This is a genomic window from Pseudomonas fluorescens (assembly GCF_902497775.2).
GTDB lineage: Bacteria > Pseudomonadota > Gammaproteobacteria > Pseudomonadales > Pseudomonadaceae > Aquipseudomonas > Aquipseudomonas putida_F.
Window position 1 is genome coordinate 1,272,773 of sequence record NZ_OZ024668.1, and the last position, 23,853, is coordinate 1,296,625.

21 protein-coding genes, 1 tRNA gene and 1 pseudogene are annotated in these 23,853 nt (G+C 63.1%); 12 read left to right on the top strand and 11 right to left on the bottom strand.

Features of this window, described 5'->3' with window-relative positions; genetic code table 11:
- Nucleotides 1-121: 121 nt before the first annotated feature.
- Both rlmM and tusA read left to right on the top strand, forming a co-directional pair.
- Entirely contained in the window at nt 122-1,186 is a 1,065-nt protein-coding gene (gene rlmM, locus F8N82_RS05980; protein ID WP_038994303.1) for a 23S rRNA (cytidine(2498)-2'-O)-methyltransferase RlmM, read from the top strand.
- 122 nt (nt 1,187-1,308) lie between these two features.
- The gene (tusA, locus tag F8N82_RS05985) at nt 1,309-1,551 is read left to right on the top strand and encodes a sulfurtransferase TusA (RefSeq protein WP_038994304.1); all 243 of its coding nucleotides are present in this window, start codon (nt 1,309-1,311) and stop codon (nt 1,549-1,551) included.
- On the opposite strand, the gene F8N82_RS05990 is transcribed toward tusA, so the two are convergent.
- Nucleotides 1,548-2,945: an MATE family efflux transporter gene (locus F8N82_RS05990; protein WP_038994305.1), complete on the bottom strand. Its 1,398-nt coding sequence runs from the start codon at nt 2,943-2,945 to the stop codon at nt 1,548-1,550. The two genes, tusA and F8N82_RS05990, sit on opposite strands and share 4 nt — an antisense overlap.
- 142 nt (nt 2,946-3,087) lie before the next feature.
- On the opposite strand from F8N82_RS05990, the gene pdxB reads away from it, so the two are divergent.
- Nucleotides 3,088-4,230 carry a 4-phosphoerythronate dehydrogenase PdxB gene (gene pdxB / locus F8N82_RS05995; RefSeq protein ID WP_038994306.1) on the top strand — a complete coding sequence of 381 codons (1,143 nt, stop codon included), beginning with the start codon at nt 3,088-3,090 and terminating at the stop codon, nt 4,228-4,230.
- A gap of 53 nt (nt 4,231-4,283) precedes the next feature.
- On the opposite strand, the gene F8N82_RS06000 is transcribed toward pdxB, so the two are convergent.
- The gene (locus tag F8N82_RS06000) at nt 4,284-4,460 is read right to left on the bottom strand and encodes a PA1571 family protein (protein ID WP_167336586.1); all 177 of its coding nucleotides are present in this window, start codon (nt 4,458-4,460) and stop codon (nt 4,284-4,286) included.
- A 277-nt stretch (nt 4,461-4,737) separates the two neighbouring features.
- Here F8N82_RS06000 and F8N82_RS06005 point away from each other — a divergent pair, with 277 nt between their 5' ends.
- From F8N82_RS06005 to mqo, 4 genes and pseudogenes are all read left to right on the top strand, one after another.
- The gene (locus tag F8N82_RS06005) at nt 4,738-6,510 is read left to right on the top strand and encodes an ABC transporter transmembrane domain-containing protein (protein ID WP_038994307.1); all 1,773 of its coding nucleotides are present in this window, start codon (nt 4,738-4,740) and stop codon (nt 6,508-6,510) included.
- A gap of 782 nt (nt 6,511-7,292) precedes the next feature.
- Nucleotides 7,293-7,451: pseudogene (locus F8N82_RS27515) on the top strand (HAMP domain-containing protein); the annotation flags it as partial.
- A gap of 171 nt (nt 7,452-7,622) precedes the next feature.
- Nucleotides 7,623-8,336, top strand: a complete 714-nt coding sequence (locus F8N82_RS27520) for a methyl-accepting chemotaxis protein (protein ID WP_371857232.1) — start codon at nt 7,623-7,625, stop codon at nt 8,334-8,336.
- 371 nt (nt 8,337-8,707) lie between these two features.
- Nucleotides 8,708-10,309: a malate dehydrogenase (quinone) gene (gene mqo / locus F8N82_RS06015; protein ID WP_038994309.1), complete on the top strand. Its 1,602-nt coding sequence runs from the start codon at nt 8,708-8,710 to the stop codon at nt 10,307-10,309.
- A 114-nt stretch (nt 10,310-10,423) separates the two neighbouring features.
- Here mqo and F8N82_RS06020 read toward each other — a convergent pair whose 3' ends face one another.
- The 3 genes from F8N82_RS06020 to F8N82_RS06030 all read right to left on the bottom strand — a co-directional run bounded on the left by F8N82_RS06020 (nt 10,424) and on the right by F8N82_RS06030 (nt 11,292).
- Nucleotides 10,424-10,798, bottom strand: a complete 375-nt coding sequence (locus F8N82_RS06020; protein WP_038994310.1) for a bacteriocin — start codon at nt 10,796-10,798, stop codon at nt 10,424-10,426.
- 132 nt (nt 10,799-10,930) lie between these two features.
- A tRNA-Pro gene (locus F8N82_RS06025) sits at nt 10,931-11,007 on the bottom strand.
- Nucleotides 11,008-11,070: 63 nt separating this feature from the next.
- Complete coding sequence (locus F8N82_RS06030; RefSeq protein WP_010223359.1) at nt 11,071-11,292, bottom strand: YgdI/YgdR family lipoprotein; 222 nt, start codon at nt 11,290-11,292, stop codon at nt 11,071-11,073.
- 197 nt (nt 11,293-11,489) lie between these two features.
- On the opposite strand from F8N82_RS06030, the gene moaB reads away from it, so the two are divergent.
- Entirely contained in the window at nt 11,490-12,029 is a 540-nt protein-coding gene (gene moaB, locus F8N82_RS06035) for a molybdenum cofactor biosynthesis protein B (protein WP_036996416.1), read from the top strand.
- Between the two features lie 7 nt (nt 12,030-12,036).
- Complete coding sequence (glp, locus tag F8N82_RS06040; RefSeq protein WP_038994312.1) at nt 12,037-13,239, top strand: gephyrin-like molybdotransferase Glp; 1,203 nt, start codon at nt 12,037-12,039, stop codon at nt 13,237-13,239.
- Here glp and F8N82_RS06045 read toward each other — a convergent pair.
- Nucleotides 13,228-14,475: a glycosyltransferase family 4 protein gene (locus F8N82_RS06045; protein ID WP_038994313.1), complete on the bottom strand. Its 1,248-nt coding sequence runs from the start codon at nt 14,473-14,475 to the stop codon at nt 13,228-13,230. The genes glp and F8N82_RS06045 overlap by 12 nt on opposite strands.
- Before the next feature lie 64 nt (nt 14,476-14,539).
- Nucleotides 14,540-15,994: a mannose-1-phosphate guanylyltransferase/mannose-6-phosphate isomerase gene (locus tag F8N82_RS06050; RefSeq protein ID WP_038994314.1), complete on the bottom strand. Its 1,455-nt coding sequence runs from the start codon at nt 15,992-15,994 to the stop codon at nt 14,540-14,542.
- Nucleotides 15,995-16,274: 280 nt separating this feature from the next.
- Between F8N82_RS06050 and yegS the strand changes: the two genes are divergently transcribed.
- Nucleotides 16,275-17,174 (top strand): lipid kinase YegS, encoded by a 900-nt coding sequence (gene yegS / locus F8N82_RS06055; RefSeq protein WP_038994315.1) that lies wholly within the window; start codon nt 16,275-16,277, stop codon nt 17,172-17,174.
- Here the strand turns inward: yegS and F8N82_RS06060 are convergent.
- From F8N82_RS06060 to F8N82_RS06070, 3 genes are all read right to left on the bottom strand, one after another.
- A complete protein-coding gene (locus tag F8N82_RS06060; protein ID WP_038994316.1) occupies nt 17,158-17,817 on the bottom strand; it encodes a response regulator in 660 nt (219 codons plus the stop codon). The genes yegS and F8N82_RS06060 overlap by 17 nt on opposite strands.
- Entirely contained in the window at nt 17,814-18,704 is an 891-nt protein-coding gene (locus F8N82_RS06065; protein ID WP_038994317.1) for a sensor histidine kinase, read from the bottom strand. The genes F8N82_RS06060 and F8N82_RS06065 overlap by 4 nt, the downstream gene beginning before the upstream one ends.
- A 436-nt stretch (nt 18,705-19,140) precedes the next feature.
- A complete protein-coding gene (locus F8N82_RS06070; RefSeq protein ID WP_371857222.1) occupies nt 19,141-19,668 on the bottom strand; it encodes a histidine kinase in 528 nt (175 codons plus the stop codon).
- A 343-nt stretch (nt 19,669-20,011) separates the two neighbouring features.
- On the opposite strand from F8N82_RS06070, the gene F8N82_RS06075 reads away from it, so the two are divergent.
- Both F8N82_RS06075 and F8N82_RS06080 read left to right on the top strand, forming a co-directional pair.
- Nucleotides 20,012-20,947, top strand: a complete 936-nt coding sequence (locus F8N82_RS06075; protein ID WP_038994319.1) for a chemotaxis protein CheV — start codon at nt 20,012-20,014, stop codon at nt 20,945-20,947.
- Nucleotides 20,948-20,987: 40 nt separating this feature from the next.
- Nucleotides 20,988-21,794 carry an MOSC domain-containing protein gene (locus F8N82_RS06080; RefSeq protein ID WP_038994320.1) on the top strand — a complete coding sequence of 269 codons (807 nt, stop codon included), beginning with the start codon at nt 20,988-20,990 and terminating at the stop codon, nt 21,792-21,794.
- Nucleotides 21,795-21,878: 84 nt separating this feature from the next.
- On the opposite strand, the gene F8N82_RS06085 is transcribed toward F8N82_RS06080, so the two are convergent.
- The gene (locus F8N82_RS06085) at nt 21,879-23,807 is read right to left on the bottom strand and encodes a transglycosylase SLT domain-containing protein (RefSeq protein ID WP_038994321.1); all 1,929 of its coding nucleotides are present in this window, start codon (nt 23,805-23,807) and stop codon (nt 21,879-21,881) included.
- Nucleotides 23,808-23,853 lie beyond the last annotated feature (46 nt).

Here is a 23,853-nt window from a genome sequence, read left to right on the forward strand (position 1 = left end):
CTGGACCGGCGGGACGTGTCGCAGGTTCCGAACTTCCTTTATCATTCGCCGATTTACCGGCGCTGCGTATTGCGCCCGGTCAGGGTTGGCGTGATTGGGCGCCAGCCGTCCTGGAGTGAAGATGAATACCCTGTTTATGCATTGCCGGCCCGGTTTCGAAAGTGAAGTCTGTGCCGAAATCGCCGAGCATGCCGCGCGCCTGAACGTCGCCGGCTACGCCAAGGCCAAGCCGCAGAGCGCCTGCGCCGAATTCATCTGCAATGACGCCGAAGGTGCCGAGCAGATGATGTGCGAGCTGCGTTTTGCCCAGCTGATCTTCCCCCGGCAATGGGCCCGCGGCGCGTTCATCGAACTGCCGGAAACCGACCGCATCAGCGTGCTACTCGAAGCGCTGGCGGACTATCCGCAATGCGGCAGCCTGTGGCTGGAGGTGATGGACACCAACGACGGCAAGGAGCTTTCGACCTTCTGCCGCAAGTTCGAAGTGCCGCTGCGCAAGGCCCTGAGCAAGGCCGGGCGCCTGGTTGAAGACCCGAGCAAGCCACGTTTGCTGCTGACCTTCGTCAGTGGCCGGCGGGTGTTTGTCGGCCTGGCGGCGGCAGATAATTCGGCAATGTGGCCAATGGGCATCCCGCGCCTGAAGTTCCCCCGTGAAGCACCGAGTCGTTCGACCCTGAAGCTGGAAGAGGCCTGGCACCACTTCATCCCTCGTGACCAATGGGATGCGCGGTTGTCCGATGACATGACCGGGGTTGACCTCGGCGCGGCGCCAGGCGGCTGGACCTATCAGCTGGTCAAGCGCGGCATGCTGGTAACGGCCATCGACAACGGGCCGATGGCCGAAAGCCTGATGGACACCGGCCTGGTACAGCACCTGATGGCTGACGGTTTTACCTACAAGCCCAAGCAGATTGTGGACTGGATGGTCTGCGACATCGTCGAGAAGCCGGCGCGCAGTGCCGCCTTGCTGGAAACCTGGCTGGGCGAGGGCCTGTGCCGGGAAGCGGTGGTCAACCTCAAGCTGCCGATGAAGCAGCGCTATGCCGAGGTGCGGCGCTTGCTTGAGCGCATCGAGGAAGGCTTCAAGGCGCGCAAGGTCAAGGTGTCGATCGGTTGCAAGCAGCTGTATCACGACCGTGAAGAAGTGACCTGCCACCTGCGCCGCCTGGATCTGAAACCGCGTTGAGGCCCTTGCTGGCAAGGTTGCCAACACAACCTGTGGGAGCCGGCGTTGCCGGCGGTGAGTCCAGTGAAGATGACCCTGTCGCCTGCATGAGCGACAATAGCTGATTGTTTCCGGAGTTCTACATGACTGACCTCACCCCCGACGCCACCCTCGACGCCACCGGCCTGAACTGCCCGGAGCCGGTGATGATGCTGCACCAGCACATTCGCGACCTGGCCCCCGGCGGCCTGCTCAAGGTGATCGCCACCGATCCCTCGACCCGTCGCGATATCCCCAAGTTCTGCGTGTTCCTCGACCACCAGCTGGTCCAGCAGCAGGAAGAGGCGGGCACTTACCTGTACTGGATCCGCAAGAAGCTCGACTAGCGCTTTTCGGCGCGGCGAATGTGTTTGGCGCTGCTGCGCGCCAGGCGAATCGCCAGCATCAGGGCCGCGCACGTCAGGCCGGCAATCAGGCCTTCCCACAGGCCGTTAGGGCCGCTGGCCGGGCCGAGCAGATCGGTCAGGCCCAGCACGTAGCCCACCGGCAAGCCGATGCCCCAGTAGGCGAACAGGGTCAGGATCATGGTCACCCGGGTGTCCTGGTAACCGCGCAGGGCCCCGGCGGCAATCACCTGGATGGCGTCGGAGAACTGATACAGCGCGGCATACACGATCAGCATCGCGGCAATCTGGATCACTGCGGTGTCCGGGGTGTAGATCGAGGCGATTGGCTCGCGCATCAGCAGGATCAGGCTGGCCGAGAAGCAGGCAAACACCAGCGCCGCGCCCAGCCCCACGAGGGCGGCGAAGCGCGCCTGGCGTGGCAGCCCGGCGCCAACAGCTTGGCCAACCCGCACGGTCACCGCCATCCCCAGCGAATACGGAATCATGAACAGCAGCGAGCTGATGTTCAGGGCAATCTGGTGCCCGGCAACCACGGTCGGGCCGAGGCTGCCGATCAGCAGGGCAATCACCGCGAAAATGCTCGACTCGGCGAACACCGCAATGCCGATCGGCAGGCCGACGCCGACCAGGCGCTTGATCACCGGCCATTGCGGCTTGTCGACGCGCACCAGCACCCGGCTCTGGGCATAGGCTGGGGCCCAGCGGGTCCAGGCGGCCATGCTCAGGGCCATGAACCACATGACGATGCCGCTGGCCCAGCCGCAACCGACGCCGCCCAGGGCCGGCATGCCGAAGTGGCCGTAAATCAGTACATAGTTCAGTGGGATGTTCAGCAGCAGGCCGGACAAGCCAATGACCATGCTCGGCCGGGTCCGGCCCAGGGCATCGCTGTAGCAGCGCAACACGTAATAGAGGGCGACGCCGGGGAAGCCGAAGGCGATGCCCTGCAAATAGCCCATGCTCGGCGCCACCAACTGCGGGTCGACCTTCATCCACTGCAGGATCGGTTCGGCGCTGAGCAACAGGCCGCTGGCGATCAGGCCAACGCTCAGCGCCAGCCACAGCGCCTGGCGCACCAGCGGGCCGATTTCGGCATGCTGGCCGGCGCCATAGCGCTGGGCGACCTTGGGCGTGGTGGCCAGCAGGGTGCCGGTCATCAGCAGGTACACCGGAATCCAGATCGAGTTGCCCAGGGCCACCGCAGCCAGGTCGCGCGGGCTGACCCGGCCGGCCATCACCGCATCGACAAAGCCCATGGCGGTGGTCGCCAACTGGGCAATGATGATGGGCGTGGCCAGCATCAGCAGGCCGCGCAGCTCGGTGCGAATCCGCGTCGGGCGTGACAGGGCGGGGGTTTGGGTGTCGGCAGTCATCGGTGTCACAAGGCAGGTGTCCACATAAAAGATGGGCAAAGCCGGCTAGTCTACGCCTTGACGCGGCAGTCAGGAACCTTGCCTGCCTGTGGATCGGCCCACCCGTATCGGCCTACACTGCGCACCCCGATAGGAGAGCGCCATGCTGATTGTTGCTGACGAGAATATCCCGCTGCTCGATGCCTTCTTTGCCGGCTTCGGCGAGATCCGCCGCTACCCCGGGCGGGCAATCGATGCTGCCTGCGTCAAGGATGCCGATGTGCTGCTGGTGCGTTCGGTCACCAGGGTCGACCGCGATTTGCTTAAGGGCAGCCAGGTGAAGTTTGTCGGCACCTGCACCATCGGCACCGATCACCTGGCCCTGGAGTATTTCGCCGAGGCCGGTATCCACTGGTCTAGCGCGCCGGGCTGCAACGCCCGCGGGGTGGTCGACTATGTGCTCGGCAGCCTGCTGACCTTGGCCGAGCTCGACGGCGCCCGCTTGCCTGCGCGCACCTACGGGGTGGTGGGCGCCGGGGAGGTCGGTGGGCGCCTGATCGAGGTGCTGCGTGCGCTGGGCTGGCAGGTGCTGGTCTGCGATCCGCCGCGTCAGGCGCGCGAGGGCGGCGACTATGTGAGCCTGGAGCAGATCCTTGAACAGTGCGACGTGATCAGCCTGCACACCCCGCTGACCCGTGACGGCGAGTTGCCGACCTGGCACCTGCTGGGCCAGGCGCAATTGGCCCGTCTGCGCCCTGGCGCCTGGTTGATCAATGCCAGCCGTGGCCCGGTGGTCGACAACCAGGCCCTGCGCCAGCTGCTGCGCGAGCGCGATGATGTACAGGCGGTGCTCGATGTCTGGGAAGGCGAGCCCCAGGTCGACCTGGCCCTGGCCGACCTTTGCGTGATTGCCACCCCGCATATTGCTGGTTACAGCCTGGACGGCAAGCAACGCGGCACGGCGCAGATCTACCAGGCGTTCTGCACCTGGCGCGGCGAGCCTGAGCAGGTGCAACTGGCCGACCTGCTGCCGCAGCCGTGGCTGGCCGAAATCGCCTTGCAGGCTGAGGCCGATCCGGCCTGGGCTCTGGCTACCTTGTGCCGCGCGGTGTATGACCCGCGCCGGGACGATGCCGATTTTCGCCGCAGCCTGAGCCGCGACCCGGTGCAGCAGAAGGCCGCCTTCGACAACCTGCGCAAACACTACCCGCCGCGCCGCGAGATCGAAGGCCTGGCGGTGCGCCTGCACGGAGAAGCGCCGCAGCTGGCGCAGATGGTCCGTGCTCTGGGTGGTGTGCTGGTCTGAATCGCGGGCAATAAAAACCCGGCGCGTGCGCCGGGTTGAAGAATTCGGGTGGGTCAGTCTTTCTTGGCGGGGGCTTCGCGGCTTTCTTCCAGCTTCTTGCAGGCTTGCTGGACCATCTCTTCGGTGATGATGATTTCTTTGCCATCCGGGCCGATGATCGAACCACCTACCGGCGCTTGCGGGTTCTGCACCGATTTTTCCTGGGTATTGCCTTGATGTTGCAAGCTCATTTCCTGTCTCCTCATCAGGTTGCAAGCTCAGACTAGAATCGCCTCGTGACCGGCCTGTGACAGCTCTTTTGGGTATCACTGTGCGACGGGTCCAGTCCACCAGAAAGTTGAGTAAACCTCCAGTGGTACTTTAGACCGAAACGGTCTAGTCAGCTGTAGCCTGGGTCTTATATGCCCAGGTTCTGGTTCCGATGCCTGATCATTGCCCGGAGTTCCTTGGCGCTCGATCAGCGGTCCGGTGTAGGCTGCTGCAAACAGCGGACAAACGGCGTACTCCATGCTCAACCGGTTTTCTTCGCGCCAGCGCCAGGCCATGCGCCTGGGCTGGCGTTTCATCCGTCCTTACCGCAAGCAGGCGTTGTTGGCCTTGCTGGCTCTGATAATCACCGCAGCGATCACCCTGTCCATGGGCCAGGGCATTCGCCTGCTGGTCGACCAGGGTTTCATGACCCAGTCGCCGCACCTGCTCAACCAGTCCATCGGCTTGTTCCTGCTTTTGGTTTTGGCCCTGGCGATCGGCACCTTCAGTCGCTTCTACCTGGTGTCATGGATTGGCGAGCGTTGTGTGGCCGATATCCGCCAGCAGGTGTTCGATCACCTGATCTACCTGCACCCGGGCTTTTTCGAGAGCAACCGCAGCTCGGAGATCCAGTCGCGGCTGACCGCCGACACCACCTTGCTGCAATCGGTGATCGGTTCGTCGTTGTCGCTGTTCCTGCGCAACGCCCTGATGGTGCTGGGCGGCATCGTCCTGCTGTTTGTCACCAACCCCAAGCTCACCAGCATCGTGGTGCTGGCCTTGCCGCTGGTGCTGGCGCCGATCCTGATCTTCGGCCGGCGCGTGCGCAGCCTGTCGCGGCAAAGCCAGGACCGGGTCGCCGATGTCGGCAGCTATGTGGCCGAAACCCTCGGCCAGATCAAGACCGTGCAGGCCTATAACCATCAGGCCAGCGACCAGCAACGTTTCGGCGCGACGGTCGAGGCGGCCTTCGACGTGGCGCGCAAGCGCATTCTCCAGCGTGCCTGGCTGATCACCCTGGTGATCGTGCTGGTGCTGGGCGCGGTCGGGGTGATGCTCTGGGTCGGTGGCATGGATGTGATCGCCGGGCGTATCTCTGGCGGTGAGCTGGCCGCTTTTGTGTTCTACAGCCTGATCGTCGGCAGTGCCTTCGGTACCCTGAGCGAAGTGATCGGCGAGCTGCAGCGCGCCGCCGGCGCGGCCGAGCGGATCGCCGAGCTGCTGGCGGCGCGCAGCGAGATCGTTGCTCCCGCGCAAGACCTGCAGCGTTCGGCGCCGCGGGTCAGTGGCCGGGTCGAGTTGCAGGATGTGCATTTCGCCTATCCATCGCGGCCCACGCCGCCGGCCATCGATGGCCTGAGTCTTACCGTCGAGCCAGGCGAAACCCTGGCCCTGGTCGGGCCGTCGGGGGCGGGCAAGTCGACGCTGTTCGACCTGTTGCTGCGTTTTTACGACCCGCAGCAAGGACACATCCTGCTCGACGGCCAGGACGTCAGCCGCCTGGATCCCCAGGACCTGCGCCGCCACTTTGCCCTGGTGGCGCAGAACCCGGCGCTGTTTTTCGGCACAGTGCAAGACAACATCCGCTACGGGCGCGCCGATGCCACGGTCGCCCAGGTCGAGGCCGCCGCCCGCAGTGCCCATGCCCATGAGTTCATCCTGCAATTGCCCCATGGCTACCAGACCCACCTGGGCGATGCCGGCCTGGGCCTGTCCGGTGGCCAGCGCCAACGCCTGGCGATTGCCAGGGCCCTGCTGGTGGACGCCCCGATCCTGCTGCTCGACGAAGCCACCAGCGCCCTCGACGCCCAGAGCGAGCACCTGATCCAGCAGGCGTTGCCAACCTTGATGAGCGGGCGCACCACCCTGGTGATCGCCCATCGCCTGGCCACGGTGCAACATGCGGATCGTATTGCGGTGATCGACCAGGGCCGTCTGGTGGCCATTGGCAGCCATCGCCAGTTGATCGCCGAGAGCCCCTTGTACGCACGGCTGGCGGCGTTGCAGTTCAATAGCGTGACGGAAATGTGACAGCTTCCTACAGGCTGTCACATTTCTGTAGCAATCCCTTGAGACTATCTGTTCCAGCTGTTGCGTAATGCTCGAACCTGGCTGCTATCGATCGATGGCAGCTTTTTTTTGGCCCGCCGTCAGTGGCCAGTGAACGAGGACAGGGACGTCTTTGCCTGGTCGGCGCCAATGGCGTCGTTCCCTTATTCCTTGTTTCGGGACTTCTTCCGATGTTGCGTAAATCCCTCAGAGTGCAAATTCTCGCCCTGCTCGGCGGCAGCCTGGTGGCGATCCTGCTGATCGCCCTGGTGTGCTTTCAGTTGTTGTCGTCCAGCGTGCGAGGCTACGGCCAGTTGATCGACGGGCCGTTGCAGGCCTCGCAGTTGATCGATGAAGCCAACCTTCAGTTCAAGGTCCAGGTCCAGGAGTGGAAGAACGTGCTGCTGCGCGGCAAGCAGCCCGCCGAACTGGATAAGTACTGGCAGCAGTTCCTGGCCCGCGAGCAGCAGGTGCAAGGCATCCTTGAGCAATTGATCGCTCACGGCGAGCAGCCGCTCAAGGCCCGTGCCGAGCAGCTCAAGGACAGCCATCGGCAGTTGGGTGAGGCCTATGCTCGTGGTCGGCAGGCGTTTCTGGCGGCGGGCGGCGATCCGGTCGCGGGTGACCAGGCGGTAAAAGGCGTCGACCGCGCGGCCAGTGAGCAGATGAGCGAATTGGTCACGCAACTGCGCAATGATGCCCAGGCGCGCGCCCAGGCCATTAACCAGTCGGCTGAGCGCACGGTCTGGCTGGGCTTGCTGGTGATGTTCGGCTCGGCGGTGCTGGTCGGGCTGTTCAGCCTGTGGCTGGTCAACCGCAGCCTGATCGAGCCGATTCGCGGCTTGATCGACTATGTCGCCCAGTTGAGCCAGGGGCGCTTCGCGGCGCGGGTCGCCAGCGATCGTCAGGATGAGCTGGGACGGCTGGCGGTAGCGGCCAACACCCTGCGTGATTTTCTTGCCGACACCTTCAGCCGCCTGCAGCGCAACGCCGGTGAGTTGGAAAGCGCCAGCGGTGCACTGCGCGGCATTGCCGGCAACATGGCCCGCGGCACCGACGATCAGTTCCAGCGTACCGACCAGGTCGCCACGGCGATGCATGAAATGTCGGCGACCGCCCAGGAAGTCGCTCGCCATGCCGCCGACGCCGCGCGCGCCGCCGACCAAGCCGACCACGGCGCCCAGGCCGGCGAGCGGGTGATGCAGGCGACCATCGCCACCATCGCCGTGGTCAACCAGGAAATCGCCGGTACCGCGGCGGTGATTCGCCACCTGGAAACCGACAGCGGTCGCATCGGCAAGGTCCTGGAAGTGATTCGCGGCATCGCCGAGCAAACCAACCTGCTGGCGCTCAATGCCGCCATCGAGGCGGCGCGGGCCGGCGAGGCCGGGCGTGGCTTTGCCGTGGTCGCCGATGAAGTGCGCAGCCTGGCCCAGCGCACTGCGGCCTCCATTGCTGAAATCAACCAGATCATCAGCGCCGTGCAGTCCGGCGCCGTGGCAGCGGTCAAGGCCATCGAAAGCGGCCAGCAGCGCAGCGAGGAGGGCGCCGAACAGGTGCAGCAGGCCGGGCAGATGCTGCAGCGCATCACTGTTGCCGTAGAGGCGATCCGCGATATGAACCGGCAGATCGCCACCGCCGCTGAAGAGCAGACCAGCGTTGCTGAGGACATCTCGCGCAACCTGGTGGAGATCACCCGTATTGCCACCACCAACCAGCAAGCGGTGCAGCAGACCGAGCAGGCGGGGCAGCATTTGCACGGGTTGTCCGGGCAGCTCGGTGAAGTGACGGCGCGCCTGAGCGCCTGAATAAGGGCGACAATCCGCCACATGACTGGCCTTGAGGCAGTACATGTGGCGGATTGTCGCCAGCTAAACCGTTAAAGTTGGGGTGCGACGACTCGTCCTAGCTATTAGCCGTTGGTCTTGTAAAAGTTGGCCCGTTTCCTGCTTTAAGGCGACCCACCCTGACAGCGGCGGCCATGCCCCGCGTCTGGCGAGACGACCGTTCCCGATCCATCGAACAACCCCAGCCGCCATCCATTGCGCGCGTGTTCAGGCCGATTGCCTGAGCACCAGCTACGCTAAGCCTTGGACTGCGCGAGCAACAACAAGAATCCGGGCGTGCACTACGGGACCTGCGGTCATTGCCAATTACTTCACTTCAATTGGATTGAACTATGAAAAAAATCCTGCTGACGCTCCTGTGCCTGAGTGTCATCGGTTGCTCCAAGCCCAGTGAGCCCGAGAAAACCGTAGACGTGCTGCTGATCGGCGGCGGCATCATGAGTGCAAGCCTGGGTACCTACCTCAATGAGCTGGAACCCGGTTGGTCGATCGACATCTACGAGCGCCTGGACAAGGTCGCCGAAGAGAGCTCCAACGCCTGGAACAACGCCGGTACCGGTCACTCCGCTTTCTGCGAGCTGAACTACACCAGCGAAGGTGCCGACGGCAAGATCGATATCAGCAAGGCTGTAGGCGTCAACGAGCAGTTCGAGATTTCCAAGCAGTTCTGGGCCTACCAGGTCGAGCAGAACGTGCTGAGCAACCCGAAGTCGTTCATCAACAACGTGCCGCACATGAGCTTCGTCTGGGGCGACAAGAACGTCGAGTTCCTCAAGAAGCGTCATGAAGCCCTGCAGCACAGCTCGCTGTTCCGTGGCATGGAGTACTCCGAAGACCACGCGCAGATCCAGAAGTGGGTACCGATCGTGATGGAAGGCCGTGCCGCCGACCAGAAGATCGCCGCCACGCGCATGCCGATCGGCACCGACGTCAACTTCGGCGAGATCACCCGCCAGTTGATCGCCTCGCTGACCAAGCACGACAACGTCAAGCTGCATGTCCAGCATGAAGTGCGTGACATCGTCCGTAACGCCGACAACACCTGGACCGTGGTCGTCGCCGACCTGGCCAACAAAGGTGTCGAGAGCAGCGTCAAGGCCAAGTTCGTCTTCATCGGTGCCGGTGGTGGCGCCCTGAAGCTGCTGCAGAAGTCGGGTATCCCTGAAGCAGACGGTTACGCCGGTTTCCCGGTGGGTGGCCAGTTCCTGATGACCGACAACCAGGACATCGTTGCCCGCCACAAGGCCAAGCTGTACGGCAAGGCTTCGGTCGGTGCACCGCCGATGTCGGTTCCGCACCTGGACACCCGCGTGATCGACGGCAAGGAAGTACTGCTGTTCGGCCCGTTCGCCACCTTCTCGACCAAGTTCCTGAAGAACGGCTCGCTGCTGGACATGTTTGCCGCGCTGACCACTCACAACATCATGCCGATGACCCACGCCGGTATCGACAACATCGACCTGAGCACCTACTTGATGGGTCAGTTGATGCTGAGCTTCGATGACCGCATGGCGGCCCTGCGCGAGTACTTCCCGAACGCCAAGAACGAGGACTGGAAACTGCTGCAGGCCGGTCAACGCGTTCAGGTGATCAAGAAGGACCCTGAGCACGGCGGCATTCTGCAGTTCGGCACCGAAGTCGTCGCTGCCCAGGACGGTACCATCGCCGCACTGCTGGGCGCCTCGCCAGGTGCTTCGACCGCTGCGCCGATCATGCTGAGCGTGCTGGAAAAGACCTTCAAGGATCGCATCAAGACCCCTGAGTGGCAGGCCAAGCTGAAGGAAATCGTTCCGACCTATGGCCAGAAGCTTAACAACAACCTTGAGCTGACCAACAAGACCCGTGAATGGAGCAGCTCGCGTCTGGGCCTGCTGTACGTTCCGGTGCTGCCGGAAGAAGCTCCGGCTGCGGTACAGGCTGAGCCTGCGCTGTAAGCTTTCGCTTTGGTAGAAACAAACAAGCCCCTTTTCAGGGGCTTGTTTGTTTTTGGAAGTGCCGAAACCCTACAGATGTGTAGGCGCGGGCTTGTCCCGCGATAAGGTTAAAAATCAGTGGCGCTTCTTGCGATGACTGTCCGCCAGGTTGTTGCCCAGCGCGCCACCGGCCGCGCCGCCCAGGCCAGCGCCAATCGCCGAGCCGGTGCTGCCGCCCAGTTTGCCGCCTACCAGCGAGCCGCCGGCCGAACCCAGGCCGCCGCCAATGGCCGCCTTGGTCTTGTTGCCTTTCTTCGCGCCCATGGCACTGCCCGCTGCACCGCCGACGCCGGCACCAATGGCCGCACCGGTGCTACCGCCAAGCTTTTGCCCGACCACGTTACCCAGAACACCGCCCAGGCCACCGCCTACAGCGGTCTGGCCATCACCGGCCATGGCGCCTTGTGCGCACAGCAGGCCCAGGGTCAGGGCGGCAAGAGTCTTACGCATGTGAATCAACCTCAATATTCAAAAAGGCGCGCATTTTGCTGGCAGCGTCGCCGCCGCGCAATGCTGGCCAGTGCTGCTCGTCTGTCAGGCACGAAAAAGCCCGCACGAGGGCGGGCTTTTCACTGAGTAATCTGGTCGGAGAGACAGGATTCGAACCTGCGGCCTTCTCGTCCCGAACGAGACGCGCTACCTGGCTGCGCTACACTCCGATGGAGAAAATATTACTCAAAATCTTCTCCTCGACAAGCCCCTGAAGCGGCTTGTCGATCAGATCACAGGTCCTTGACGGTACGGACCTGATCCTTGTTGATGCGGGTGCGCTTGCCGTCCAGTTGTTCGAATTCGTAGAAGCCCGAGTCTTCATCGTATTGCGGAGTATCGACCGCCTGGATTTCGCGGCCGTCGTTCAGGGTGATGACGGTCGGCGAGGCGCAGCCAGCCAGAGTGCCAAGACCCAGGGCGAGCAGGAAAGCGGGAAGAGTCCGTTGAATCATTGTGTTTCTCCAGTAAAGGATGGTGCGTAATGTTTCTTGAGACGCATAGCGCCTGCGCAAGTTCCATGCAGATTGCAGCATAGCGGCAAACTAGCATTATTGACCGGCAACAATGCCTGGGCCGCTGGCGGGCGCGAGGCAGCCAGGGCTGTGATATAACACCGCTCATTCGTTCCTATCAATGGATTCAAGGTCCCATGAAAGCCAAGGCAGATGTACCTTTCGTGCCGCTGAATATTGCCGTATTGACGGTCAGCGATACCCGCACCCTGGAAACCGACACCTCCGGCCAGGTGTTCGTCGACCGCCTGACCGAGGCCGGCCACGCCCTGGCGGCGCGGGTGCTGCTCAAGGACGATCTGTACAAGATTCGCGCCCAGGTCGCCACCTGGATCGCCGATGAGCAGGTGCAGGTGGTGCTGATCACTGGCGGTACCGGTTTTACCGGGCGCGACAGCACCCCGGAAGCCGTGGCCTGCCTGCTGGACAAGCAGGTCGATGGCTTCGGCGAGCTGTTCCGTCATATCTCCCTGGCCGATATCGGCACCTCCACTGTGCAGTCCCGGGCCCTGGCGGGCCTTGCCAATGGCACCCTGGTGTGCTGCCTGCCGGGTTCGACCAATGCCGTGCGCACCGGCTGGGACGGCATCCTCGCCGAACAGCTCGATGCCCGTCATCGCCCGTGCAACTTCGTTACCCACCTCAAGCAGGCTGCACCCTGCGAAAGCCGTGGTTGAGGCGCCCATGCACAGTCCACTGATGCCGGTTGAAGAAGCCCTGGAAAAACTGCTGGCGCTGGCCGAAGCTGCGCCAATCAAGGGCAGCGAGCAGGTCGCCCTGGCCGCCGCCGAAGGTCGCGTGCTGGCCCACGAACTGGTGTCGAGCCTCGACCTGCCGCCCTGGCCCAACAGTGCCATGGACGGTTACGCGCTGCGCCTGGCCGACTGGACGGGCGAGCCATTGCCGGTCAGCCAGCGGGTCTTTGCCGGGCATTCGCCCGAGCCGCTGCAGCCTGGTACCTGCGCGCGGATTTTCACCGGTGCGCCGTTGCCGGTGGGGGCTGACTGCGTCGAAATGCAGGAGAACGCCGAGGTCCTGGGCGACCAGCGCGTGCGCTTCACCGAGCCACTGCGCATCGGTCAGAACATTCGCCCGCAAGGGCAGGAAACCCGGGTGGGCGAAGCGGTATTGGCTGCAGGCACGCGCCTTGGGCCCATCGAGCTGGGCTTGGCCGCGTCACTGGGCTGCGCCGAATTGACCGTTGTACGGCGAGTGAAAGTAGCGGTGCTGTCCACCGGTGACGAATTGGTCGAGCCCGGTTTGCCCTTGGGCCCCGGGCAGATCTACAACAGTAACCGGCGGCTGCTCGGCAGCTGGCTGCAACGCCTGGGCTGCGAAGTGATCGATGCCGGCATTCTTGCCGACGACCTGGAGAAAACCCGCAATTGTCTGGCCGGGTTGCAGGACGTTGACTTGATTCTTTCCACCGGAGGCGTTTCGGTGGGTGAGGCGGACTACCTGGGTATCGCCCTGCGTGAAGAGGGTGAGCTGTCGTTGTGGAAGCTGGCGATCAAGCCCGGCAAACCGCTGACATTCGGTCATTACAAAGGTGTGCCGGTCATCGGCCTGCCGGGCAATCCGGCTTCGACCCTGGTGACCTTCGGCCTGCTGACCCGGCCTTACCTGCTGCGCCGCCAGGGCGTTGCCGAGGTCACGCCGCTGCAGTTCCCGGTACCCGCAGGTTTCGACTGGCCCAAGGCCGGCAGCCGCCGCGAGTACCTGCGTGGCCGTCTGGAGCAGGGCAGTGCGCTGATCTACAAGAACCAGAGTTCGGGGGTGCTGCGCAGCGCCGCCTGGGCCCAGGGGCTGGTCGAAGTCCGTGAGGGCCAGACCCCGGGCAAGGGCGATATCGTGCAGTTCATTCCCTTGAGCGAGCTACTTGGTTGAACGGCTGAGCAGGGTGCCGTCGATCAGGGCGGCACCACTCGGCGCGCGCAGGCTGGGGCGCGCATGCACGCTTTCCAGCTGGGCTGCGGCGATGCTCCAGTCGTGGCGGCTGCAGACAAACTCACGCGCCGCTTGCGACAGCTGGCGCAACCGCCAGGGTTGATTGAGCAGCTGGGTAATCATCAACGCCAACTGATCGCCGTCTTCGCTGGCCAGGTAATGCTCGCCCTGAATCACCTGCAGGCCTGACACGCCCTTGGCGGTGGTCACCACTGGCAGCCCGGCAGCCATGGCTTCCAGTACCTTGATCTTTGAGCCGCCGCCATAACGCAGTGGCGCAAAGAAGATCGCCGAGTTGCGTTGCAGCTCGCGCAGGTCAGGCAGGTAACCGATCCATTCGATCCGCGGGTCAGGCCAGCGCAACTTCCAGCTGGGCGGCAGGGCGTGGCCAACTACTGCCAGGCGCACCGCCGGGTTGCTCAGCCAGACTTGCGGCAGAATGTCCTCCAGTGCCCATTCGATGGCCTCGAGGTTGGCGCCGTACTCGAAGTTGCCGACAAACAGCAGGCGCTGGCTGCACAGCGATGGCTGGATATCCTGGTAATGCGCGCAATCCACGCCATTGATCACCACCGAAACCGCCGAGCCGGTCGCCTGGCTGATGTGCTCGGCGTCCGTCGCGCTGACCGCCACCACTTCATGAGCCTGGCTGAGTACGCGGTTTTCCCAGCGCCGATAGCGCCAGCGATCGAAGGCATTGAATGGCCGCAGCCACAACGGCAAACGGTCATGACAGGCGGCGCCGTTGATCGATTCGATATTGTGCTCGCTGAGCACGAACGGCAGTCCGCGCGCCTGCAGGGCTTTCTCGAACGGCTGGAAGCTGTAGCTGTGTTCGATCTGGATGACGTCCCAGGACTCTTCCAGCAATTGCTCGAAGCAGTGGCGCAGGTGCGGCGCCAGGCCATTGATGCTGGCGCGCATCGGGTAGCTGGCGTAGATCGCCGCCAGCAGGTTCAGCGGGCTGTGCAAGGGGCGCCTGGGCAGCACGATCAGGCGTTCGAGCAAGGGCTCCAACGCCTGTCGTGCCGCCTCGCTGGGAGGGATTTTCGACTGCACCAGCAGGGTAATGCGGTGACCGCGCTGCGCCAGGTTGCGCAGCAGGTGGTATTGCCGGGTTTTACCGCCGCTGGTGGTCGGCCAGGGCAGGTAAGGTAGTGTCCACAGTACGCGCATGACCCCTTTCCTCTGTGTTCAGGCGGGTAACGGCATGCAAATAAAAATGGACGCGTCGTGGCAGTCAGCTTGCGGCTGGCTCCGGGGCGCGTCCATAGATATCAGTAAAGCGCACGATGTCGTCCTCGCCCAGATATTCGCCACTTTGTACTTCAATCATTACCAGATCGATCACGCCCGGGTTGGTCAGGCGGTGCACCCGCCCGGGTTTGATGAAGGTCGATTCGTTGGTGTCGAGCAGAAACTCTTCTTCACCGTTGGTTACGCAGGCCATGCCGCTGACCACGATCCAGTGCTCGCTGCGGTGATGGTGCATCTGCAGCGACAGCGAGGCCTCGGGACGCACCATGATGCGCTTGATCTTGAACCGCGGGCCTTCCTCGAGCACGGTGTAGGTGCCCCACGGGCGGTTGACGGTGCGGTGCAGGCGGAAGGCGTCGTGGCCCTGGCGCTTGAGCTGCTGGGCGATCACCTTGACCTCCTGGCTGCGTGCGGCATCGGCAATCAGCAGGGCATCGGGGGTGTCGATGATGATCAGGTTGTCCAGGCCCACCGCGCCGACCAGGCGTCGTGGCGAGTCGATGTAGCAATTGCGCACATCGTGCAGCACGGTTTCGCCGGTGCAACGGTTGCCCTGATGGTCGCCGGCCTTGAGTTCACGCACTGCCTCCCAGCTGCCGATATCGCTCCAGCCCAGTTGGCTGGGCAGTACCGCGACCTGCTGCGAGACTTCCATCACTGCATAGTCGATGGAAATGTCCGGCACCTGGGCAAAGCTGTCCGGGTCCAGCTCCACCTGGCACTCGCGTGCGCCTTCCTTGCACGGGCTCTGGGCCAAACAGTGGTTGACCGCCGCCAGCAGTTGCGGGGCGTGCTGTTCCAGTTCGTGCAGAATGGCATCGACGCGCATGCAGAACATTCCGGCATTCCACAGGTGCTGGCCGCCATCGAGGTACTGTTGGGCGGTGTCGCTGTCGGGCTTTTCGACAAAGCGTGCGACCTTGAAGCCGTTGGCGTCCAGAGCCTGGCCTTTTTCAATGTAGCCAAAACCGGTTTCGGCGCGGGTCGGCACCAGGCCGAAGGTGGTCAACCAGCCGTGGGCGGCCAGCGAGCGGGCCTGGCTGACAGCCTGGTCGAAGGCGTTGAGGTCGCTGATCAGATGATCAGCAGGCAGCACCAGCAATTGCGCATCTTCACCATACAGGCGGGCGCAGTGCAGGGCGGCGGCGGCGATGGCGGCGGCGGTGTTGCGACCAAAGGGTTCCAGGATGTAGTCCAGGGCCAGGTTGGCCTTGTTCAGTTGGCGGAACTCGTCCTGGGTGCGAAAGAACACCTCGCGGTTGGTCACCGTCAGGACCCGCTCGACATCAGCCAGGCGACTGGCGCGGGCGAAGGTCTTTTGCAGCAGGCTCTGGCCATCGGGCAGGCGCATGAACGGCTTGGGCATGGTTTCGCGCGAAACCGGCCACAGGCGGGTGCCGGCGCCGCCAGCGATGATGCAAGGGATCAGAACACTCATCTCACAGCCTCGAGTCAGGGGCACTGCCTGGGCAGTGCGGCAAAAGTAAACAGAGCAACCTGGCAGGCTTTTGCGCAATGAGTCAATAAACTGACTTTTACCACTGGCGTCGTCCATGAAGGCCAAATATTTGTCGAATGATGCCCCTCGGCGACGAAGCTTTCAATGATATTTGTGTGAATCGTGTGCGAATTTCTGCTGAAACGTTAACGGTGATGCAGTAAAGGCACGTAAGAAAAGGTCGAGATACTCGACGCTCAATTCTTTGGGGAACGCACACATGGCGCAGCAAAAGGCATTGGTGATCCTGCATGGCAAGCAGGCCATGAACGAGGAGGTACGCGCAGCCGTGACCGCCATGCGTGAGCGTGGCTGGCAGCTGGATGTGCGCCTGACCTGGGAGGCCGGTGACGCCCAGCGTCTGGTGGAAGAAGCGTTGGCAGCCGGCTATCCGCACCTGGTGGCTGCGGGGGGGGATGGCACCTTGCGCGATGTCGCCGAGGCCATGGCCCGTGCCGATACCGACGCCAGCCTGGTGTTGCTGGCGCTGGGCACCGCCAATGACTTCGCCCGGGCCGCCGGCGTGCCGCTGGAGCCGGCACAGGCCCTGGCGTTGCTGGAGGTGCCCGCCCAGACCATTGACCTGGGCGAGGTCGGTGGGCAGGTTTTTCTGAATATGGCTACCGGTGGATTCGGCAGCCAGGTCACCGCCAACACCTCCGAAGACCTGAAAAAGGTCCTCGGCGCTGCGGCCTACCTGTTCACCGGGCTGTCGCGCTTCAGCGAGCTGCGCGCCGCTTCGGTCGAGTTGCATGGCCCGGATTTTCAATGGCAGGGCGAGCTGCTGGCGCTGGGCATCGGCAACGGTCGACAGGCCGGAGGCGGGCACGTGCTGTGCCCGCAGGCGCACGTCGATGATGGTTTGCTCGATATCAGCATCCTGCCAGCGCCCCAGGAAGTGGTCGGTACCTTGCGCGGCTTGCTCAGCGATGGTCTCGGGCTGGACAGCATGTTTGTTCGTGCGCGCCTGCCGTGGGTCGAGATCAAGAGCTCGCAAGGCCTGGACATCAACCTCGATGGCGAGCCGCTGCAGGGCGACGACCTGCGCTTTCAGGCGCTGCCGGCGGCTTTGCGCGTGCACCTGCCAGCAGATTCGCCGCTGCTCAGTCGTCGAGGCTGATGATTTGTTCGCGCACGGCAAACAGCACCAGGCCAGCGACGTCGTAGATCTGCAGGCGTTTCATGATCTGCGAGCGGTGGGTTTCCACGGTCTTGATGCTCAGGCCCAGGCCCTGGGCGATTTCCCGCGTCGATTTGCCGCGCACGATCAGGCGCAGGATTTCCAGTTGGCGGGCGGTGAGGTTGTGCTTTTCGGCCGCTTCCGGCTTGTTCGACTGGGCACGCAGCAGCGCCTGGTTGATCACCGTGTGGGCAATCGCCGGGCTCAGGTAGCGCTCGTTGCCGCGCAGCGCGGCCAGGGCCTGCTCAAGCTCGGTGGCAGTGGTGTCCTTGAGCAGATAACCATGGGCGCCGCTTTCCAGCGCCTGCATGATCAGCTCCGGGTCGGTGTGCATGGAAAGGATTAGCACCTTGCTGCGACAGCCAGCGGTGCGCAAGCGGGCCAGGGCGTCCAGGCCACTGGTGCAGCGCATGGAGATATCCAGCAGGACGATGTCCGGGTCCAGTTTCATGACCAGTTCGGGCACCTGGCTGCCGTCGTTGGCTTCGCCGATCACGGCATAACCGGGTATGTCGGATACCAGCGCGCGAACTCCTGCGCGGATCAGTGAGTGGTCATCGACCAACAGCAATGTACAGGTCATGGGGCGTTACTTGTCTTGGCGCGTTCAAGGGTGCGCGCAGGCCAGGGAAACAGGGCGTCGATCTGGGTGCCCAGGCCGGGTTGGCTGTTGACCGACAGTGTGCCATTGAGCAGGCCGACGCGCTCGAGCATTCCGGCCATGCCGCGTTGGCCTTCATCGGCCGGGCTGCTGGCAGGCGAAAAGCCCAGGCCGTCATCACTGATCGACAGCGCCAGGCCTTCGGGCTGACGCTGGATGCGCACCATCAGGTTCTTGGCCTTGGCATGGCGCAGGATGTTGGTCACCGCCTCCTGGGTGATGCGAAAGGCGGCAATGGCCATGTCTTCGGGAAGGCCGCCCAGGCGCTGGCGGCACTCCAGGCTCCAGTGCACGTCGGTGTTTTCCAGGGCGCGCAGCAGGTGCGCGCGCAGGCTGGCCTCCAGGCCCAGGCTGGCCAATTGCCTTGGATTGAGGATCGCCGTGACATCGCGCACGTTGGCCAGGGTATCGTCCAGCGTGCTGCGCAAGGTGCTGCAGTGCTCCTGCAGTTCGGCCGGGGCGCGGCGTTGCAGCCAGTCGGCTTGCAGCTTGGCGGCAGTCAGCAACTGGCCAATGTCGTCGTGCAGTTCGCGGCTCAGGCGCTGGCGTTCGCTTTCCTGCACCTTGAGCAGCCGGTCGGCCAGTTCCGCCGGGCGCAGGGCAATCGAACGCGCCCACTGGCGCAGTTGCCAGGCAATGCTCAGCAGGGCAATCAGCTGAAGGGCCAGGGCCGCCGCCGGCAGCGGTCGCTCAAGCAGGTACAAGGCCAGGTTGACGGCAACCGAAGCCAGGCACAGCAGGGCGGTCGCCCAGCGCAACAGAGCGGCTCCGGGGCGCCAGCACTTGAGTGTCTTGAGGCTTGAGAACATAGAAAATGAAGCCACTGAAATATCGCTGTTGAAAGCCTTGCAAAGGTCGAACTAGAGGCTTTTGTCGAATTGCCTTCAATAACGTTTAAATGCCGGCGCTGGGGTTACGGGGATGAAAGTCTGCGCTCGGCATCTTGTGGATCCGGGTGCGCTGCAGGTGTTCATCAGCGCGCATGGTATCACTTCAAATACAATTGGTCGCGAACTCTGATAACTGACTGAATAGCCAGATTTTACGGGCTGGCACGGCGGTTCCGATTGCCTTCGAATCTAGCACTTTGCCATCAGTTTGCGGAACAGTATTTTTGTCCGATATCAATTAAACGGAGTGTTTCTTTCAGGCAATTAGAGGTGCCGGAAAATACACTAAGTTTGAGCTTAGTGTGCACTCGTCAAAAGGCTGGTTATCTTCATCAGGGCAGTGTTGTTATGTCCCTTAGTTGCCCCTGATTGGCGAAGAAAGTGCAGTGACATGCGCGGCGTCAGGCGCAGTCAGTGACGGGGCGGGGTGTTCGCAGGTGTGCCGGGTTTCGATGCATGAGGCGCAGGCCAGAGCGTCTTGCGGGCTCAGGGCGCTGGCCAGGGTGTCGAGCAACTGCACCTGTTCCTCGGTGTCCAGGCTCAGGCGGCCGGTGTGCGGATCGATCAATTCCAATTGCCAGGCCAGCAGGGTCAGGCAGCTTTCCAGGGCTTGCAGGGCTTCACCTTGCAGCGCCGGTTGCGCCTGCGCCGGCTCCAGCAGCGCTTGCAATTGCTGGCTGTAGGCCGCGACTTCGACCAGGCCAAGGGCCTGCGCGCGTTCCACCAGGGTCGCCAGGGTATCGTTGAGGCAGTGGCAGGCATCCGGATCGTTGTCGATCAGTTGCAGGTGCAGCAGGCATTCTTCTGCCTTGGTCAGCAGCACCTGAGCGTCGATCAGGAAATCCTGCAGGGCGCTGTTGTGCAGTGCGTCGTTAGCCATCATTTGGCTCCAGCGCGAAAGGCTGGAGCAGGGGCTGGCCACCATGAGGCGATCGCTGACAAAAGCCTGACTCCGTTCATGCAATGAGAATGGCGTCACATTAATGGCTAATGGATATTGCGAACATCAGGTCTCACCCGATTGTCACTAGGGGATTCCCTGATACGGTGGTTTCGATACGACCCTTTGCGGGTGTTTGCAACCGCGGAGAGGTGAGCGCAGTAAAGCATGATGGTAAAATGACATCAATGGGCTGCAGAGCATTTTCTTCAAGGGGTCAAGCTCTGCGGTAAACGGCCGATACAGGGCCATTGGGATCATTTTCGACACATCTGGGGGCTCTTCGATGGCTGGCATTCTCGACACGGTAGACCAAAGAACGCAGCTGGTAGGCGAGAACCGCCTGGAAATCCTGATGTTCCGCCTGGCGGGCCGGCAATTGTTCGCGATCAACGTGTTCAAGGTCCAGGAAGTGCTACAGATGCCCAAGCTGACCCTGATGCCGCAGCGTCATGCGTACGTCTGCGGCGTGGTCAACCTGCGTGGCCAGACCCTGCCGGTGATCGACCTGTCCCAGGCCATCGGCATGCGTCCGCTGGAGCCAGGCCCGGGCAGCACCATCATCGTCACCGAGTACAACCGCTCGGTGCAGGCCTTTTTGGTGGGCGGTGTCGACCGCATCGTCAACATGAACTGGGAAGCCATCATGCCGCCGCCGACCAGCGCCGGTCGCCAGCATTACCTGACGGCGATCAGCAAGGTCGACGAGCAACTGGTGGAAATCATCGACGTCGAGAAGGTGCTGGCTGAAATCGTCCCGTACAGCGCCAAGGTGTCGCGCGACAAGCTCGAAGATCCGGTGCTGGCCCGTGCCCGCGGTCGCGAAGTGTTGCTGGTCGACGACTCCACCGTAGCCCTGGCACAGTTGCGCGACACCTTGTCGCAACTGGGGGTGAAGATGCACGTGGCCAGTGATGGCCTCAAGGCCTTGCGCATGCTCAAGGGCTGGGCCGATGCCGGCGAGGATGTCTGCGAGAAGCTGCTGATGGTCTTCACCGATGCCGAGATGCCGGAAATGGACGGTTATCGCCTGACTACCGAAATCCGCAACGACCCGCGCCTGCGTTCGTTGTATGTGGTGCTGCACACGTCGCTGTCGGGCAGCTTCAACGAATCGATGGTGAAGAAGGTTGGCTGCGACAACTTCCTGTCCAAATTCCAGCCCGACAAACTGGTCGATGTCGTGCGCCAACGGCTGATGCTGGATGAAGCCACGGCCTGAGTCGGTATAAGCTAGGGTTTTAACCGACACAAGGCAGGTCATGATGCGCCTGAGTGCGTTGTACCGATACCCGCTCAAATCAGCGCGCGGCGAGGCGCTGCAGACTTCCTCGCTGGACCTTCTGGGCTTGAGCGGGGACCGCCGCTGGCTGCTGGTGGAACGCGACAATGGGCGTTTCCTGACCCAGCGCATGTACCCGCAGATGAGTCAGCTGGCAGCCTTGCACCATGCCGATGGCAGCCTCATCCTGCAGGCGCCGGGCTACCCCGCCTTGCACGTTGCCGTGCCGCACCCCGATAGCGACCTGCGCGGCATCACCATCTGGCGCGATACGTTTCGCGTGCCGGATGCCGGCGACGCCGCTGCCCAGTGGCTCAGCGAGTTCATCGGCAAGGAAGTGCGCCTGGTGCATGTGCCCGAGCAACGCGCGCGTTACCTACCCAATGGTTATGGTTTGAACAGCGACCGTGTGGCGTTCGCCGACGGTTTCCCGTTGCTGCTGATTGGCCAGGCGTCGCTGGATGACCTGGTCGCCAAGGTCGGGCGGCCGTTGGAGATGCTGCGCTTTCGTCCCAACCTGGTGGTGGAGGGCAGTGATGCCTTTGCCGAGGATGGTTGGAAGCGCATCCGTATCGGCGCAGTCGAGTTCCGTGTGCTCAAGCCCTGCGAGCGCTGCATCATGACCACCATCGACCCGCAGACCGGCGAGCGCAGCCCGGATCGCGAGCCACTGGCGACCCTCAGAACCTATCGGCAGAAGGAAGGGGATGTGCTGTTTGGCCAGAACCTGGTGGCAGATGGGGCGGGGGTGCTTGAGGTGGGGATGGCGGTGACGGTGCTGGAGTAGTTCGGCTGTGGACTTCTATCGCAGGGCAAGCCCGCTCCCACAACATTGCACTGTGGGAGCGGGCTTGCCCCGCGATGGCATCAATCACTGATCGTCAAAATACCGCTCATGCCAATCCACCAGCGGCTGCGGTGAATTGAGCTTCTGCCCGTAGATCACCGAATACGACAGTACGTTCTGCACGTACTGACGCGTCTCGTCGAACGGGATCGACTCGACCCAAACGTCGAAACTCAGGTGGTCGGCGCCGCGCAGCCACTGGCGCACACGGCCGGGGCCGGCGTTGTAGGCGGCGGAGGCAAGCACGCGGTTGCCGTTGAACTGGCTGTGCACCTGGCTCAGGTAGGCGGCGCCCAGCTGGATGTTCTTGTCCGGGTTGAACACCTGCGCCGGTGAAGCCAGCGGGATGCTGAACTTGCGTGCGGTCTCTTTGGCGGTGGCCGGCATCAGTTGCATCAGGCCGCTGGCGCCGACGCTGGAGCGGGCATCTTCCATGAACGCGCTTTCCTGGCGGGTAATGGCAAACACCCAACTCGAATGCAGGCCGCGCACCTTGGCTTCGCGCACCAGGGTGTCGCGGTGGGCCATCGGGAAACGGATGTCCAGGTCGTCCCAATATTTGGCCTGGCTGATGGTGCGAATTGCCGGGAAGTACCAGCGCATGTCGTAGGCCAGCTTGGCCTGGGCGACCATCTCGTCACGGTTGAAATGACGGCTGACGTGGTACCACTCGCGGCGACCATCGACGATCTGCCCGCGGGCGTGGAATTCCAGCGCGCGCTTGATCCCCGGGGTGTTGCGGACTTTGCTGACGAGCTGCTGGCTCAGCACCAGCGGCTTGTTGTTCAACTGGTAAGGCGTCTGCGAGCGGTCGGCGGCGAGGAAACCGTAGAAGTCGCGCTCGCGGGCCACGGTTTTGTACAGCAGCGGGATCTGCGGGTTCTTCGGTTGTGCCAGCTCCAGGCTGCGCGCCTGCCAGTAGCGCCAGCGGTTGCTGGTGGCCAGGTCTTGCGGCAGGCGTTTGGTCAGCTCGTAGGCATCTTCCCAGCGGCCCAGGCGCAGCAGCAGGCGCAGGCGCCACTCGGTGACGGTGTTGTCACGCAGCTCCGGGTCGTAGCGGGTCATCAGGTCCAGCGCCCGCGGGTCGTAGCGACGCGCCAGGGTCAGGCCGATTTCGCGGGCGATGGCGACTTTCTCGTCACGGGAGAAGTGCATGCGGTTGGCGTAGTCATCGAGCAGGCTCATGGCCCGCTCCGGATCCTGGCGGGCCAGGCGGCGCAGGCCCAGGCTGACCACGTCGGACATCGCCTCGTTGACCGGGGCGAAGCGTCCGGGCTGGTTGAGCAGCTCGGGTTTTTGCGCCACGTCGATGAGCAGGCGGCCTTGTGGCGCCAGGGTGTTGAGGCTCTTGACCAGGGTGTTGGCCAGCGCATAGTTGCGGGTCTGTGCCGCCAGCTTGGCGCGTTCCCAACGTTTTTGCTCGGTCAGTTGGCCTTCGGCGGCCCAACGTTCGAACAGGGCATCGCAGGCTGCCGGTTGCGACTTGCCAACCAGCCAGAGCTTCTCGGCACTGGCGTAGCCTTCGGCGCGCAGGCCATGGCTGAGCTGGTACTGGCCGTTGAGGCAGTCCAGTTCGGTGAAATTGAGCTTCGGATCGTAGTATTTGGTGAAGGTCGCCCAGTCACCACGCTCGGCCAGCCAGCGCAACCAGCGCAGCTTCATCCAGTTGGCCTGGGGCAGGTCGCCGTGGGCGGCGAGGAATTTCTCGATTTCGTCGTTGCTGGCGCCTTTAAGCCGGGCGGTCAGTTCGTCGTAGGCCAGGTAAGGCGTCAACGGATAATCGCGCAGGGCATCGGCATAGCGCAGGTACGGACCCTTGTCGCCCTTGGCCAGGGCGCGTTTGGCTTCATCGTAATATTGACGTTGCTGGGTGATGTCGGTGGCCTGGGCAACACCCACTGCCGAGGCAGTGAGAAGCAGGCTGGATACTAGGCGGAACAGGCGGCTGCGCATGAGACTTCCGGGCAGTTTGACCATGAAAAGTGACGGCGAAGCCAGC

Bases quoted from the DNA above. Each gene is read 5' to 3' on its own strand.
- moaB (WP_036996416.1), top strand. From the start codon at position 11,490: ATGAAAGCCAAGGCAGATGTACCTTTCGTGCCGCTGAATATTGCCGTA.
- F8N82_RS06060 (WP_038994316.1), bottom strand. From the start codon at position 17,817: ATGACCTGTACATTGCTGTTGGTCGATGACCACTCACTGATCCGCGCA.
- F8N82_RS06070 (WP_371857222.1), bottom strand. From the start codon at position 19,668: ATGATGGCTAACGACGCACTGCACAACAGCGCCCTGCAGGATTTCCTG.
- mqo (WP_038994309.1), top strand. From the start codon at position 8,708: ATGAAAAAAATCCTGCTGACGCTCCTGTGCCTGAGTGTCATCGGTTGC.
- F8N82_RS06005 (WP_038994307.1), top strand. From the start codon at position 4,738: ATGCTCAACCGGTTTTCTTCGCGCCAGCGCCAGGCCATGCGCCTGGGC.
- yegS (WP_038994315.1), top strand. From the start codon at position 16,275: ATGGCGCAGCAAAAGGCATTGGTGATCCTGCATGGCAAGCAGGCCATG.
- F8N82_RS06075 (WP_038994319.1), top strand. From the start codon at position 20,012: ATGGCTGGCATTCTCGACACGGTAGACCAAAGAACGCAGCTGGTAGGC.
- F8N82_RS06065 (WP_038994317.1), bottom strand. From the start codon at position 18,704: ATGTTCTCAAGCCTCAAGACACTCAAGTGCTGGCGCCCCGGAGCCGCT.
- tusA (WP_038994304.1), top strand. From the start codon at position 1,309: ATGACTGACCTCACCCCCGACGCCACCCTCGACGCCACCGGCCTGAAC.
- F8N82_RS06020 (WP_038994310.1), bottom strand. From the start codon at position 10,798: ATGCGTAAGACTCTTGCCGCCCTGACCCTGGGCCTGCTGTGCGCACAA.
- F8N82_RS06080 (WP_038994320.1), top strand. From the start codon at position 20,988: ATGATGCGCCTGAGTGCGTTGTACCGATACCCGCTCAAATCAGCGCGC.
- glp (WP_038994312.1), top strand. From the start codon at position 12,037: ATGCACAGTCCACTGATGCCGGTTGAAGAAGCCCTGGAAAAACTGCTG.
- F8N82_RS06045 (WP_038994313.1), bottom strand. From the start codon at position 14,475: ATGCGCGTACTGTGGACACTACCTTACCTGCCCTGGCCGACCACCAGC.
- F8N82_RS06050 (WP_038994314.1), bottom strand. From the start codon at position 15,994: ATGAGTGTTCTGATCCCTTGCATCATCGCTGGCGGCGCCGGCACCCGC.
- F8N82_RS27520 (WP_371857232.1), top strand. From the start codon at position 7,623: ATGCATGAAATGTCGGCGACCGCCCAGGAAGTCGCTCGCCATGCCGCC.
- rlmM (WP_038994303.1), top strand. From the start codon at position 122: ATGAATACCCTGTTTATGCATTGCCGGCCCGGTTTCGAAAGTGAAGTC.
- pdxB (WP_038994306.1), top strand. From the start codon at position 3,088: ATGCTGATTGTTGCTGACGAGAATATCCCGCTGCTCGATGCCTTCTTT.
- F8N82_RS06000 (WP_167336586.1), bottom strand. From the start codon at position 4,460: ATGAGCTTGCAACATCAAGGCAATACCCAGGAAAAATCGGTGCAGAAC.
- F8N82_RS06030 (WP_010223359.1), bottom strand. From the start codon at position 11,292: ATGATTCAACGGACTCTTCCCGCTTTCCTGCTCGCCCTGGGTCTTGGC.
- F8N82_RS05990 (WP_038994305.1), bottom strand. From the start codon at position 2,945: ATGACTGCCGACACCCAAACCCCCGCCCTGTCACGCCCGACGCGGATT.
- F8N82_RS06085 (WP_038994321.1), bottom strand. From the start codon at position 23,807: ATGCGCAGCCGCCTGTTCCGCCTAGTATCCAGCCTGCTTCTCACTGCC.